The sequence below is a fragment of the Streptomyces sp. NPDC031225 genome, from assembly GCF_055570355.1.
In genome coordinates, this window is record NZ_JBVIHJ010000010.1 from 302039 (window position 1) to 315947 (window position 13909).

Sequence of the window (13909 nt, forward strand, 5' to 3'; positions counted from 1 at the left end):
CGATCGGCCACCGGGGCCCGCCCCTGACTCACACCTTGAAGCCCCAACGCCCCTCAAGGAGAACCCGATGCCCAAGATCACCTACGTGGCCGCCGACCGGAGCGAGCAGACACTCGACCTCCCCGTGGGCACCACCGTCATGCGCGGCGCGCTGTCCAACGACATCGACGGCATCGTCGGCCAGTGCGGCGGCTACACGCAGTGCGCCAGCTGCCATGTGTACGTCGACGAGGACGCCGCCCTCACCCTGGATCCGGTGAGCGCCGAAGAGGACGAGATGCTGGAGTTCACGGCGTGCCCCCGGGAGCCGGGCAGCCGCCTCAGCTGCCAGATCAAGGTCGGCGAGGACCTCGACGGGCTGCGGGTCCGCCTCCCGGAACGGCAGGGCTGATGGGTACCCACGGGATGGCCGCCCGCATCGTCGTCGTCGGCGCGGGACAGGCCGGCCACCAGACCGCGGCGTTCCTGCGCGAGCGCGGTCACAAAGGGCCGCTCACCCTGGTCGGCGACGAGGGGCTCCTGCCGTACGAACGCCCGCCGCTGTCCAAGGCCTATCTGAAGGGAACGGCGGACGAGGGCCAACTGTGGCTGCGGCCCGAGACGTTCTACACACGCAACGCCATCGAACGGGTCACCGGCAACGCGGTCGGCCTCGACCGGGCCGCGCGGACCGTCCGTCTCTCCGACGGGAGCGTCCACCGCTACGACCACCTGGTCCTTGCGACCGGCGCCCGGGCCAGAGCGCTGCCGGTTCCCGGCGCCGGACTGCGCGGTGTGCACACCCTGCGCTCCCTGGCGGACGCCCGGGCGCTCAAGGCGCAGCTCAGCGGGGCCGCGAACGTGGTCGTCGCGGGCGCGGGCTTCGTGGGTCTTGAATTCGCCGCCGCAGCAAGGGAGTTGGGGCATCGAGTGACGGTGGTCGAGGCACTGGACCGCCCTCTCGCCCGGGTCGCCTCGGCCGCGAGTGCCGCGTACTTCGCCCGCCTGCACGAACGGCACGGCAACCGGCTGCTCTTCGGACAGGGGATCAGCGGCTTCCACGCGGAGGGCACCGGACGGGTGGCCGCAGTGGAACTGACCGACGGCCGCCGGCTGCCCGCCGACCTGGTGCTGGCCGGTGTCGGAGCCGTGCCGTGCACGGAACTGGCCGAGACGGCCGGACTCGACGTCGCCGGCGGGATCGTCGTGGACTCCCGGCTGCTCACGAGCGACCCGCATGTCTCGGCGATCGGCGACTGCGCGGTCTTCCCGCACCCGCGCGCCGCCGGCCCGTTGCGCATCGAGTCGGTGCAGAACGCCGTCGACCAGGCCCGCCTGGTCGCCGACCGGCTCACCGGCACCCCGAGGACCTACGACGACCTGCCCTGGTTCTGGAGCACCCAGTTCTCGGCGACCCTGCAGATCGCGGGGCTCGGCCACGGCAGCGACGCCGAACTGGTCCTGGGCGAGCCGGACTCCGGCTCCTTCTCCGTGCTGCTGTTCCGCGACGACCGGTTGATCGCCGTCGAGTCCGTCGGCCGGCCCGCGGACCACATGGCGGCGCGCCGGCTGCTGGCGGGCGGCATCCCGCTCGTCCGATGGGAGGCGGCCGCGGCGGACTTCACGCTCAAGGGGCACCTCAAGGCCCGCACGGGCCGCCTCGTACCGACACCTGTGTGAGGGGCCCACCTGCCCCGCCCCGGCGAGGGCCGCTGCCCACCGGCCTGGCTCTCGCACCCCACGCCCCGGCAGGGCGGGCCCCGATCGGGCCACCCGGCCGGCGTCGCGGACCAAGCGGTACCCGATCGGTACCGGTGCTTCCGCGACCACCGTCGCGCACGCGCCAGGCCGGTGCGTGCGCGACGTCCCGTCTCCGGCCAGGCCGCGTCCGCGAAGTCCCGTCCGCCTCCGGGCGGATGACGGGATCCTGCGGAGACGGCCTAGGACACCGCACGCGGCAACTCGTCGGCCGGTACGGCCCCTTCGACGGCGGCCGACGGTTCGTCGGTGTCCTCGATGACCTGTTCGGCGGCCGAGTCGAGGGTGGTGAGCACCCACTCGGCGACCTCGACGCCGCTCTGCTCGGCGGCCTTGTTCCAGCGCTGGTAGCGCTCCCGTGCGACGGCCGACGGACGGAAGGGGACGGTGCCGGACGCCACCGTGGGCTCGGCGCCCCTGGCTTCCCGCAGCGCGTTGCGCAGTTGCTTGGTCGTCCAGGACAGCTCCTCGGCCCTCAGGAGCCACCGGTCCTGCTCCTCGGTGGGCAGGGAGGCCACCTCGGCATGGTGCTGGAAGGTCAGCCGCGCGCGCCGCCTGGTCATGTCGAACCGACGGGCCACCCAGGCGTAGTTGCGCAGTGTCTGGTAGCGGAGGCCGGCGCTGCGGATGCCCTGAAGATAGCGGTCGGAGTAGTGGTCCTTGCCGTAGGTCAGCCAGTCGCCCAGCCACCACGAGGACGAGTCCACCACGCCCGCCAACTGGCGTCCGGCCCGCTCCCATTCGTCGAACGAGAGCACGTCCGGTATCTGCAGTCCCACCCTGGTCGTCAGTACCTGGTCGTTGCGCGGTCTGCGCGTCCCGCGCAGCGGCGGTGCATTCCTGGTCGTCCACGGAGTGGGCTGCGGCAGGGCCGTCGTGTGCCCCTCAACGCCATGGTTCGAGCTCACGTACGTTCCCCCGTCTGTGTCGGCTGTCTGTGTCGGTCGTCCCGGTGCTCTGTACGGGCCTGGGGTCAGGACGCCATCTCGGCCCGGACATCGAGGACATAGCCCCGGCCCCATACGGTGCGGACGGTGAGGCCCAGCGCGTTGATCCGCTGCCGGACGCGCATGATGTGCAGGTCGAGGGCGTTGCGAGTCATCGGCTCCGCACCGTCGCCGGCCTCGAACCTGAGCACCTCACGCGGCACGACCTGGCCGAAACGGGACACGAGCAGCGACAGCAGCTCGGCCTGGGTGGGCGAGAGCGTCACCGACCGGGAGGCGAACCACAGCACGCCGTTCTCGTCGAGCTGGGGCGAGCGGAAGCGCCGGTAGCGGTACGCCAGCGCGTCGGCCCGCGCCTTGAGGTCGTGGGAAGGGACCGGCGTACGGACCCAGTCCTCGTAGATGTCGTCGCAGACCGGCGCCTGCAGGCCCGCTTCGACCACCAGAATCCGCGGTACGCCACGGGACCTGCACTGTTCGCGCAGGTCCTGCTGGGCCGGCCAGCGCAACAACTGCACTTCCCTGTCCAGCGACTTGCTGTGGGTCTGTCCTTCTTGCGTGATCATCCGAACCCCGTCTCTTCGGCAGGCCACTCCGCCACAGGACTTCCATAAAAATACCAGTTCCCAGGTTTTTTTTACTCCCCAGAACTTCAACTTCACACCAAGTCTCGGGAGTCACCACGGCACAATTCCCCACAAACAAGCGCACGTCCCGAACGAGCAAGTCAGGCTGTGCGCGGAGGGCTACATTCAGTGAAGGGGAGCATGGCAAACCAGCATCCCGGTTTGTTAACCTTTCATACCGCAGCCGCCCTCGGGAAGAAGCCGATGATGAAGCAGGAACGTGCTGCCCGCACCCGCCAGTTACTCATCCGCTCGGCGGCCGAGACGTTCGAGCGACACGGGTTCACCCGGGCGAGGCTGGCGGACATCAGCTCCAGCGCCGGGGTCACCACCGGAGCCCTGCACTTCCACTTCGCCAACAAGGACGCCCTGGCCTCGACCGTGGAAGCGACGGCGGCCGCGACCCTGCGCCGCGCGGCACACGGCGTCCGCCGGCCGGAAGCGAACGCCCTGCAGCGGCTGACCGGCGCGTCCCACGCTTTGGCCGACCGGCTCCGCCACGACGTCGTGGCCCGCGCCGGCTTCCGGCTCAGCTGCGGCGACGGCCCTCATCGCCCGGACCTCGACCTTCGAGGGGAGTGGTTCGAGTGCATCCGCCGTCTGCTCACCGAGGCCGACCACGAGCACCTCCTCGCCGAGGGCGTCTCCCGGCAGGACGCGGCCGCCGCCATCGCCGCGGCCACCACCGGCTTCGAGGTCCTGGGCCGTACGGATCCGAGCTGGCTCTCCCCCGCCTCGCTCAGCCGCTTCTGGCACCTGATCCTCCCCCGCCTGGCCACGGCGGAAGCGCTCGCCGCCCTGGACCCGCCGGCCGGCGACCCCCTGGCGCGACCACATGGTGTGGAGATTTTGGAAAGTAAAAACTGACCGCCCTGTCTTCTTCGCACTGCGCGCCGGTTAGGTTGCCCAGGTCGGCAGGTCGCGAAGACGGGGGCAACGTTCAATGACACCTGTGCAGGCTTCGACGAGACCTGCCCGGAATGCATCCGCACCGGCCCGGTCCCTCGCGGGAAAGGTCGTCCTCATCACGGGCGCCAGCAGCGGGATCGGCCAGGCGGCGGCACGGCTGTTCGCCCGAAGGGGAGCCCGCGTGGTGCTGGTCGCCCGCAGGGAGAAGAAGCTGGTGGACCTCGTTGACGAGATCCGGGCCGCAGGGGGGCAGGCCTCCCACGCGGTGGGTGACGTGCAGAACTCCTCGGAGATCGCCCGCGCCGTCGCGCACGCGACGACCACGTACGGCCGCCTGGACGCCGCCTTCAACAACGCCGGAACGGCGGTGGCCCCGTTGCCCCTCCACCTGCTGGAGGACGAGGCGTACGACGAGATCATGAACACCAATGTGCGCGGCGTGTGGAACTGCATGCGCCATGAGATCAGCGCCCTGATCGCGTCAGGCGGCGGCTCCATCGTCAACACCAGCAGCACGGCCGGCCTGGTCGCCACGTCGGCCGGGGCCGCGTACATCGCCTCCAAGCACGCCGTCATCGGCCTGACCAAGGCTGCCGCCGTCGAATACGTGAAGGACGGCATCCGCATCAACGCCATCGCCCCCGGCCTGACCCGGTCGGAAATGACCGACGACTGGTTCGCCGGCCATGCCGGAGCCAGGGAACGCAGCCTCACCTCGGCGCCTCAGGCTCGCGTCGCCGACCCCGAGGAGGTGGCCGAGGCCGCCGCCTGGCTGTGCAGCGACGCGGCCTCGTTCGTCACCGGCGCGACCCTGCCCGTGGACGGCGGAGCCACCGCCTGGTGAACCGCCCGGTCAGCTCGCCCGCAGCTCGTCGAGTTCCTCGCTCATGATCTGCGCGTACACGCGCGCCCCCCGGTCCGGCGCCGTGTCCAGGTTCGCCAGGACCGCAGGGGCCGCGATCGAGGGCAGCATGTGCCGGAAGAGGACGGAGACCCGGAATTCGATGTCCGCCAGGTCTCTCTCGAGATGCGAGTAGGTCTGGGCGCCGTGGAAGGACGTCAGAATGAACTCCGCGGTCTGCCGCGGCACCACGTGCGCGAGGACCTCATTGCGTTGCTGCGCCTCGACCAGAAAGCCGCTGAGCAGCTCTATCCAGGCCGGCCAGGCGCTGCCGTAGTGGTTGCGCCCGTCCCGGTCCTCCGAGAGCTTGGCGCCGGCGCGCAGAACGGCATCGTGCGACAGCCGGTGAGCCACCACCATGGCGGTGTCCACCATCTCCTGGAGCTTGAAGCTCTGGGCGGGGACGTCCAGCGACGTCTGCACCCCCAGAACTCCCTTGGCCAGGGCCTGCTTCGAGTCGAAGTGAAAGTACAGGGCGCCCTTGGTGACGCCGGCGACCTTGAGGATGTCGGCAACCGTCGTCGCGGCGTACCCGCGCTCGGCGAACACCTCGGCCGCCGCTTGCAGAATCACCCCGCGGGTCCGGACCGCCCGCTCCTGCTGCGCCACGGGACCTCCCTCAGCTCGGGGACTTGCCTGGGGCGGCCATGCAAAGAAACCGTCCAGCACGTACCTTATACGCGGCAGGGGGCAGCCGTAAGAGACCGAGTGGTCCAATTCGGGGTCCGGGCATCGAATCCCCACCCGTCGAGCACCGCGCACCTCGGTCCGAAGGAACACGGACTGCTCGGTTCCGGCGCTCGGCCGGGTGGTGCGCGGCGGGGTGTGGAATCAGCGTCGGCCCACCGCCGTGACCGCGGCGGCGGACTCGGCGTCGATGGTCCGCATCAGCTCTTCGTCGATCTCCCCGAGCGACCGGACCACATGGCGCACGCCGGCCCCCCGCATCAGTTGCTCCTGGAAACTGTGCTCGTAGTCGGTCGGGCACCCGATGAACGCGGCACCGAGCGCCTTGGCCGCCTCCGCCACGCTCGCCGCGTCGTCGATGAAGAGCGCCTGGTCGCAGCGGAGCCCGAAGACATCCTCCGCGATCTCCCGGATCCCCGGCCGGAAGGCATCGGTGCACACGTACACAGGATCGTCGAACAGCCCGGAGTACGCCGCGAGATGCGCATCGAAGTGCGAGCGATCGAGCCCGCCGTAGCAGACCATGCGCACCCCGAGACCACGCAGGACGGCGAGCAGTGCGCTCGCGCCTGGCTGCACCCGGAGCGGATGCTCCCGGAGGTACTCGTCCCGCTCGCGGAAGTAGGCCTGCGCGAGTTCCTCCGCGGTCCCCTCCAGTCCGGTGGCCGCGGCCGCCTCCAGCCGGGGGCGGGACAGCACCGCACGCTCCATCTCCGCCGTGTACTGCCCGCCGCGGCTCACGATGAACCTGTGGATGACAGGGCTGAACGTGTCGTTGAGCAGCACACCGTCGATGTTCACCGCGACCAGTCGCAGATGGCAGAGGGTCATGTCAGCTCCGTTTGTTATAAACCAGGTGCGCGGTTTCATCGGCGTCATTTCATCCCACCGGAACCGTCTCGACCCCAACTCGCCCATCATCCACGCCAGTTGACGCCACCGCCAGCCTTGAAAAAAAACCGGTGAGTACGTATCTTTGGCGCATCCATTCACCTCCTTCGGGGGAGAGGTCCATGAGTGTGCGCACGGTCCACGAGCCAGAGCACCGCCACATCGACCGATCGGAGAGACGCTTTCCCGGCGAAGGCCTCGACGAGCTGCCGCGACTCACCACGACGGTGCCCCGGGAGTACGTCCACCGGGCCTCCGTCGCGGAGGTCTTCCTGACCAGCTGCACGCGGATCGACGAGTCACACTTCGTACTCACCGGGCAGTGGCCCCGGGCGCACACGTACTTCAACAGCCCAGACGGCCGAGAGCACGACCCCCTGCAGATAGCCGAAACCATTCGCCAGGCGGGCCTGTGCGTGGCCCACGCGGAGCTCGGAGTCCTGCTCGGCCAGCACTTCGTGATGTGGGACCTCAACTGGACGGCCGCACCGGAGCAGCTCGGCATCGGTGCCACGCCGACCGACTTCGTCGTGGACGCCGTGATCACCACCGAGGGCCGCAAGAACGCCGTGACGGTCAAGAGACGCCTGGAGGTGACGATCCGGCGCGACGGACGCATCGCCGCGACGGGCACCTCCCGCTTCACCTGCCTCACGCCGGAGACGTACCGGCGACTGCGGGGGGACGCGCTGAAGCCCTCCCCCGGTCCGGGGCCGGAGGAGCACCCGGTCCGCATGGACCCGGCCGAGGTCGGCCGGGCCCTCCCGAGCGAGGTGGTGCTCGCGCCCACCGACCGGCCCCACTGCTGGCTGCTCGCCTCCGACACCCGGCACCCGGTGCTGTTCGACCATGCCGGCGATCACATCCCGGGCATGGTCCTTCTGGAGGCGGTGCGTCAGGCGTCCTGCGCCCTGCTCGGTCCGGCTGCCGCCCTGATCCCCGTGCAGGCGTCCACGGAGTTCCACCGCTACGTCGATTTCGGCAGCCCCTGCTGGATCGAAGCCGCTCCCCTGCCCGACCAGCGGGACGGACTGGCCGGCTTCCTGGTGACGGGCCGACAGGACGGGAAGACGGCGTTCAGCTCTTCGGTCTCCGGCCCGGTGGTCCCGTACTAGCCTCGGCCGCCACGTGAAGTGACCCCGTAGGTGCCGACACTTCCGTTTCATGCCGCGAGGTCCAGCACGTCGGTGCCGGTTGCGAGTTGGGCAGCCTCGACGGCGTTGTCCGGTGCCGAGGCGAGGAAGAGGCCCAGCCTTTGGGGAGCGGCACATATGAGCGATGCCGCACAGCCGAAGCCGACGTCGGACAGGCCCATCCTCTCCGAGAACCACCTCGCCGACGAGTACGGCCTCGCACACCTCACCGCACGACGTGCCACCCAGGAGCTCCGCGCACGCGGCCTGACCTGCCCGGCAAGGGTCCCTTCGTGATGGCCTTGCCTCCGAACGACTCCCCCGAGGAGAGCGATCCGAAAGGCTGAGGGCGGGGGCGGGGGCGGGGGTGGGCCCAGCCTTTCACCGCCTCGACGCCGCCAGGCGTCGGCAGCCCCACAGCAGCCCCGCCATTTCCGCCGGCAGCGGATGTTGGGCCCGCGGTGGCTCGGCGCGTTCGAACCCCGTGATGGCGGCGAGGTCACCGCGCGGGACACCGAGCGCAGTCGCGAAGCCCGCAACCAGGCCCGCGGTCGGAGGAACACGGCCCTTCCGATGCCGCCGGCCCGTGCGCCCGGGCTCCTCGCGCCGTCGCGTCCGTCCGGCACCGCGCGGGCGAGTTGGGCGTCCTGCATCGTGGAAGCCGGTCGGCAAGGGCACAGGATCATCACAGAAACCCGGCCGCTGCCGGGCCTTCCTCATCACGACCAGCCCGCGACCAGCACGAATGTCCCCGGCGAGCCGACTTGACATCCGAGTGGGGACTTTACGTGAACATTATGGGTTCATATGATGCCTGCGCATGACCGGGCCTGACCAACCTGTGTCCGTGCACATCTAAGCGACCGGGGGACCACCGTCGTTTACGGGGAAGTTCGCTTCGTCATGCCGCCGTACCTGTTCGTACGGCTTCTGGGCTGCTCTTCGGCTGCTCTTCGGCTGTTCTTCGACGCTCTCCCGGCACGCATCCCCCTTGACGAAGACAAGGATGCTTCTTTGCGTTCCACACCACGATCCGGCCTGGCCAGATCGCGCAGTTCAGGGTTCGTGACCTCCGCCGCCGTCGCGCTGGCAGTGCTGGCCGGGCTGGCGGTCCAGCCCGGTGCGACGCCGTTGCGGGCGGAGCCGGCGAGTGACTCCTATCCCTGGTACGAGGACACCGCTGCCGAGCAGTTGCGGCAGGACCAGTGCCTGATGGCCGACGTGCTGCGGCTGGGCGGCACCTCGATGGCGGCGACTGCGCAGGACGGCCTGAACCAGACTCCGGAGAAGCTGCGTGTCGCGGCCGACAGGAACAACTGGGAGAAGACGCCGCTGGCCGTCGCCTACAAGGCGGACAAGGACACGGCGAGCAAGGAGGGCGCGGCGCTGTCCGCGCTCCAGGACTCCTGGAAGAAGCCGCTGGACGGTCTGGTGACGCCGGGCGGGTTCACGGAGACCGGGTTCCACTGGCCGCCGGGCACCGGTAACGACGGGCAGCAGACGTTCTACGGGCAGACCGGTCTGACGTCCTGGATCTCCGACCGGTACTGGAAGACGGACACCGACTTCTACGACGACGAGACGCCGGCGGCCGACGAGAAGACCCTCGCGGCCGTCGACCAGGTGGGCACCTCCCTGTACGGGCAGGACCCCAGCTCGGTGGGCAAGACCTGGGAGGAGTTCAACCAGGCGCTGGCCGAGCACGCCGCGTTCGAATGGATGCACGGCCGTCCCAGTGCTAACCCGGGTGCGGACGACGCGCGGATATTCCTGGGCTCGGGCGGCTTCCCGCGCACCGCACCGCAGCCGGGCACGCCCGAGTACCGGATCTCCGTGGAGGACGTGAAGTCCCGCTTCGCCGCCTGCGGTTGGCGTGACCCGCTGGATCCGAACGGCGTGCTGGACGACATCACGTCCACCGCGGCCGGCGAGTGGCAGCAGGAGATCGCCTCCCAGGCCACCGAGCGCAACCAGATCGTCGACGCCAACAAGGCGGCGGTCGACGCCCTGACCAAGGGCACCAAGGCCCTGGGCGCGATGCTCGGGCACTCCTGGATCGCCGACCACGCCACCCGCTGGCAGGACTACTGGTCCGCGGGCGGTATCGGCTACATCGGCGACGCCCCGCTGACCATCGAGATCCCCGGCGCCAAGGGCAAGTGCCTGGACGTGGAAGGCGGCGGCACGGCGAACGGCACCGCGGTCCAGGTCTACACCTGCAACGGTGGCGCGGCGCAGGAGTGGCAGCTGTGGGGCTCGTACCCCGGCGGCTACGCCCTGGCGAACACCAAGTCGCTGAAGTGCCTGGAGGTGGCCGGCGGCAAGAACGCAGACGGTACGAAGATCCAGATCTCGAGCTGCAACAGCAGCAAGGCGCAGCAGTGGGACTTCGATGTGCGGGCGGCGGCCGTGTTCCGCAACGCCGCGACCGACAAGTGCCTGAACCTGCCCTCGTTCGACAACAGCAAGAACTCCTCGCTGCTCACCTGCAACAGCTCCGCCTCGCAGAAGCTGCGCATCGTACCCAAGGGGCACACCGGCGACGCCGCGTTGGACTACCCGGACAAGGCGCAGTTCACCAAGGCGAAGAACGGCGTGACCGCCGCCCAGACCGGCGCGAAGGCCCAGCTGGCCGTGCTCAAGGCGCAGTTGGCCGCCGCACAGAAGGCCGCGGTCGGGTCGGACGCCGCACTGCAGAGCGCGTACAACACCGCGGACGCCAACGGTGCGCCGCGGGGCCGGGGTCTGCTGGTGGGTCAGCAGAAGGCACAGGTGACCAAGGGCGCGGTCGCGGCTCTGACGGCGCTGGTGAAGGCCGGTGAGACGGCCGAGGCCGCCACCCGGGCCGCCGCCGGAGACAGTGCGACGATCGCGCAGCGTGCGCTGGCGCAGGCCGCTCAGGCCAAGGCGGAGTTCCGCAAGGAGGCCGCCAGGACGGCCGAGTTGCAGGCCAAGGCGGCCGCCGACGCGGCCAAGGTGCACCGCGACAACGCGAAGAAGGACAAGGAGACCGCGGAGGCCAAACTCACGGTGGCGCTCACGGCCGAAGGTGACGCGAAGGCGGCCGCCGCCGACGCCCACGCCAAGCGGCTCACCGCGGAGGCCGAGGAGAAGACGGCCAAGGCCGAGAAGGAGGCGGCCGCCGCCGAGCAGGCCGAAGCCGCCGAGCACAGGAAGAACGCCGAGGCCGAGGCGACCAAGGCCAACGACGCCAAGGGCCGGGCCGAGTCCGCCGAGAAGACCGCCCAGGGCAGGCGGGACGACGCGGTCAAGGCCAGGGACCACGCCAAAGCCATGCGGGACGACGCCTGGGACGCCCGGCAGGAGGCCAACGCCAAGCGAGCGAAGGCCGATGCCAAGAGCGCCTACGCCGACAAACTCAGTGCCGGTTCCGCGGCGGAGGACGCCCGCGCGGCCGCGAACGAGGCGGACACGGCCGCCGGTGACGCCGAGACCGCGGCGGACAACGCCAGTTCCGAGGCCAATGCCGCCACCCGGGCCGCAGCCGCGGCGGACGCCGCCGCCACCCGGGCCGAGGCGGCCGCCAAGCGCGCCCGCGCCGCATCCGACGCCGCCCAGGCCGACAAGCTCAAGGCCGACGCCGCGGTGAGGACCGCGACGGCCGCGGTCGCCGACGCCATCAAGGCATCCCAGGACGCCGCCGCCGAGGCCAAGGCCGCGGTCAAACTCGCCGACGAGGCCGAACAGCACGCCAAGGACGCCAGGGCCCAGGCCGACGCCGCGAACGCGGAAGCCGTGAAGGCCATCGCCGCAGCGGCCAGGGCAGTCGGCTTCGCCCACGTCACCGCCCAGGCCGCTGTCGACGCCGCCACATCGGCCGAACAGGTCGCGGCCCCCGCCAACGACGCCATCCAGCTCGGCTCTCCCTACATCGACACCGACTCCGCCGCCGGCCTGGTCGTCCTGACCGGACAGGCCTCGAAGTCGATCGCGGAGCAGCAGCAGGCCGTCGCCCAGGCACACGCCGGCAATGCCGCGGCCGAGGCCCAGGCCGCCAAGAACCTCGCCGACCAGGCGCAGGGTGACAGCAAGGAGGCCTACCAGCACGCCGCGAACGCCGCCCAGTACGCGGCCGACGCCCGTACCTACTCCAAGGAAGCACTCGGCTACGCGGCCGACGCCGCCACCGCCGCTTCGAAGGCGGCAGCCTCACTGGCCCGCACCATCGACTACGACAAGCAGGCGGCCGCCGACGCCGCAGCCGCCGACAGGGCAGCGGGCAACGCGGAGGGTTACGCCGAGGACGCCCGCGCCTCCGCCGACCAGGCCGAACTCGACGCCTCGGCCGCCCGCGCCGCAGCGGCCCGGGCCGAACAGGACGCCAAGGACGCCCGCGCCGCCGCCACCCGCGCCGACTCCGCCGCCACCGAAGCCGAACAAGCGGCCAAGGATGCCGACAAGTACTCCACGGAAGCCCAGCAGGCCGCCACGGAGGCGGAGGCGGCCGAGGCCGGCAAGAACGTCAAGAACGGCTCGGGGACCGGTGTCGGCGGGGTCTTCTCCGTCATCGACGAGATCAGACCGCGCGGGGAGCCCGAGCGCCTCCCCAACGAGTGCCACGACCTCATCGTCTGCGACAAGCTGGTGTACGTCGCGCACTTCGACGCGGTGGTCAGCTTCTACCTGTGCGCGAACCCCGACGTGCCCGCCACCCCGGCCGGCTGCCCGTCCGACGACACGTACTTCCTGAAGACGATCACCGTCAAGGACCAGACCAAGACGGTCAAGATCTACACCTGGGACGCGACCCTCGACGTCTGGAAGGGCATAGCCAAGTCGATCAAGGGGGACTTCACCGGCTGTTACCACAAGGCCTTCGGCGGCGGCGAGGGCAGTGCGAGCGACTGCTTCTGGGCCGCGACCTGGCTCCCGCTCGGCGGACCCATCGGGAAGATCGCAGACGCGATCCGTGCCGTGGACGCCTCCCTGCGTACCGGCATCGGCGTCGCCGACGCGATGAAGGCACTGCGTGCTCTGGACATCGACGCGGAGGCGCTGGCGAGCGTCGAGCGAGCGGCGAACGCCTACGAGGAGTCCCGCATAGCGTGCCGGCCCAACAGCTTCCCCGGCGCCACCCAGGTGTTGATGGCCGACGGGACCACCAGGGAGATCAAGGACGTCAGGACCGGTGACGCGGTCCTCGCCACCGATCCCGGAAGCGGCCGGACCGCGGGCCGCGCTGTCACCGACACCGTCTACACGCCGGACGACACCGACTTCGCCGACATCACGATCGACGCCGGCCGGTCACGGATCACCGCCACACAACACCACCCGTTCTGGTCGCCCAGTGTCCACCGATGGGTCGACGCCGGAGATCTCGAACCCGGCCAGACGCTGCGCACCAGCAGCGGCGAGACCGTCACCGTCGTGGACGTGCACCGCTACCAGCGGCTCCACTCGGCCTACAACCTCAGCGTCGCCGAGATCCACACCTACTACGTGCTGGCGGGGACCACGCCGGTTCTCGTACACAACACCTTCTGCCCGGTCGGCTTCGCGGACCTGGGCGCAGGCAAGCTCGAATCGCCCGGCGGGCTGATCTATGGTCTCGACAGGAAGTTCGGCACCAAGATCGACCATGTGCTCGCCCACACGGTGCCCGATGCGTCCAGGGCGACACACACGGTGTTCATCGAGAAGGACCCCGGCAAGGTTCTCGCCCTGGTGGACGAGGCGTGGGCCATGCAGAGCAAGGCGATAAAGGATCCCGCGGACGCCTTCCGGTTCGTCTTCCCCATGGGAAGAGCGATCGGAACCAGGGGAGAGAGATATCTACAGATCGCGGTCAACCCGCAGACCAGGGAGATTCTGAGCGCCTATCCGGTGGCTGCGCCGTAGCGGTCCGCGCCGCGTCGTAGAAGAAGCAGAAGACCGGGGCTCGGGGGGGGGGGGGGGGGGGGGGGGGGGGGGGGGGGGGGGAGGGGAGGGGAGGAGGGGGGGGGGGGGGGGGGGGGGGGGGGGGGGGGGGGGGCCGGGAGGGGGGGGGGGGGGGGAGGAAGGGGGGGGGGGGGGGGGAGGTATCCCGCATCCCTCCCTCGTGGGGAGTGGGTGCGA

General features: G+C 70.4%; 11 protein-coding genes. 7 read left to right on the plus strand and 4 right to left on the minus strand.

Annotation, left to right across the window (positions count from 1 at the left end):
- The first annotated feature begins 67 nt into the window (after positions 1-67).
- Positions 68-391: a 2Fe-2S iron-sulfur cluster-binding protein gene (locus tag ACZ48Z_RS19635; protein WP_468737101.1), complete on the plus strand. Its 324-nt coding sequence runs from the start codon at positions 68-70 to the stop codon at positions 389-391.
- Positions 391-1659 carry an NAD(P)/FAD-dependent oxidoreductase gene (locus ACZ48Z_RS19640; protein WP_468737102.1) on the plus strand — a complete coding sequence of 423 codons (1269 nt, stop codon included), beginning with the start codon at positions 391-393 and terminating at the stop codon, positions 1657-1659. Before ACZ48Z_RS19635 ends, ACZ48Z_RS19640 begins: the two co-directional genes overlap by 1 nt.
- Before the next feature lie 260 nt (positions 1660-1919).
- Here the strand turns inward: ACZ48Z_RS19640 and ACZ48Z_RS19645 are convergent, their stop codons facing one another.
- Both ACZ48Z_RS19645 and ACZ48Z_RS19650 read right to left on the minus strand, forming a co-directional pair.
- Positions 1920-2645, minus strand: a complete 726-nt coding sequence (locus ACZ48Z_RS19645) for an LmbU family transcriptional regulator (RefSeq protein ID WP_468737103.1) — start codon at positions 2643-2645, stop codon at positions 1920-1922.
- A 65-nt stretch (positions 2646-2710) separates the two neighbouring features.
- Complete coding sequence (locus ACZ48Z_RS19650; RefSeq protein WP_468737104.1) at positions 2711-3250, minus strand: helix-turn-helix domain-containing protein; 540 nt, start codon at positions 3248-3250, stop codon at positions 2711-2713.
- 267 nt (positions 3251-3517) lie between these two features.
- On the opposite strand from ACZ48Z_RS19650, the gene ACZ48Z_RS19655 reads away from it, so the two are divergent.
- On the plus strand, positions 3518-4177 hold the full coding sequence (locus ACZ48Z_RS19655; RefSeq protein WP_468737105.1) for a ScbR family autoregulator-binding transcription factor: 660 nt from the start codon (positions 3518-3520) through the stop codon (positions 4175-4177).
- 85 nt (positions 4178-4262) lie between these two features.
- The gene (locus tag ACZ48Z_RS19660) at positions 4263-5063 is read left to right on the plus strand and encodes an SDR family NAD(P)-dependent oxidoreductase (protein WP_468737106.1); all 801 of its coding nucleotides are present in this window, start codon (positions 4263-4265) and stop codon (positions 5061-5063) included.
- Between the two features lie 9 nt (positions 5064-5072).
- Here ACZ48Z_RS19660 and ACZ48Z_RS19665 read toward each other — a convergent pair whose 3' ends face one another.
- A complete protein-coding gene (locus tag ACZ48Z_RS19665; protein ID WP_468737107.1) occupies positions 5073-5729 on the minus strand; it encodes a ScbR family autoregulator-binding transcription factor in 657 nt (218 codons plus the stop codon).
- 222 nt (positions 5730-5951) lie between these two features.
- Complete coding sequence (locus ACZ48Z_RS19670) at positions 5952-6638, minus strand: HAD family hydrolase (protein WP_468737108.1); 687 nt, start codon at positions 6636-6638, stop codon at positions 5952-5954.
- Positions 6639-6820: 182 nt separating this feature from the next.
- Between ACZ48Z_RS19670 and ACZ48Z_RS19675 the strand changes: the two genes are divergently transcribed.
- The 3 genes from ACZ48Z_RS19675 (at position 6821) to ACZ48Z_RS19685 (ending at position 13693) form a co-directional block, all read left to right on the plus strand.
- A complete protein-coding gene (locus ACZ48Z_RS19675; RefSeq protein ID WP_468737109.1) occupies positions 6821-7813 on the plus strand; it encodes a ScbA/BarX family gamma-butyrolactone biosynthesis protein in 993 nt (330 codons plus the stop codon).
- 156 nt (positions 7814-7969) lie between these two features.
- The gene (locus tag ACZ48Z_RS19680; RefSeq protein ID WP_468737110.1) at positions 7970-8128 is read left to right on the plus strand and encodes a hypothetical protein; all 159 of its coding nucleotides are present in this window, start codon (positions 7970-7972) and stop codon (positions 8126-8128) included.
- A gap of 915 nt (positions 8129-9043) precedes the next feature.
- Complete coding sequence (locus ACZ48Z_RS19685; protein ID WP_468737118.1) at positions 9044-13693, plus strand: RICIN domain-containing protein; 4650 nt, start codon at positions 9044-9046, stop codon at positions 13691-13693.
- The last annotated feature ends 216 nt before the right edge of the window (positions 13694-13909 follow it).

Excerpts from the sequence above, each read along its gene's own strand:
- ACZ48Z_RS19650 (WP_468737104.1), bottom strand. The coding sequence starts at position 3,250 with ATGATCACGCAAGAAGGACAGACCCACAGCAAGTCGCTGGACAGGGAA.
- ACZ48Z_RS19680 (WP_468737110.1), top strand. The coding sequence starts at position 7,970 with ATGAGCGATGCCGCACAGCCGAAGCCGACGTCGGACAGGCCCATCCTC.
- ACZ48Z_RS19640 (WP_468737102.1), top strand. The coding sequence starts at position 391 with ATGGGTACCCACGGGATGGCCGCCCGCATCGTCGTCGTCGGCGCGGGA.
- ACZ48Z_RS19655 (WP_468737105.1), top strand. The coding sequence starts at position 3,518 with ATGAAGCAGGAACGTGCTGCCCGCACCCGCCAGTTACTCATCCGCTCG.
- ACZ48Z_RS19675 (WP_468737109.1), top strand. The coding sequence starts at position 6,821 with ATGAGTGTGCGCACGGTCCACGAGCCAGAGCACCGCCACATCGACCGA.
- ACZ48Z_RS19685 (WP_468737118.1), top strand. The coding sequence starts at position 9,044 with ATGGCCGACGTGCTGCGGCTGGGCGGCACCTCGATGGCGGCGACTGCG.
- ACZ48Z_RS19670 (WP_468737108.1), bottom strand. The coding sequence starts at position 6,638 with ATGACCCTCTGCCATCTGCGACTGGTCGCGGTGAACATCGACGGTGTG.
- ACZ48Z_RS19635 (WP_468737101.1), top strand. The coding sequence starts at position 68 with ATGCCCAAGATCACCTACGTGGCCGCCGACCGGAGCGAGCAGACACTC.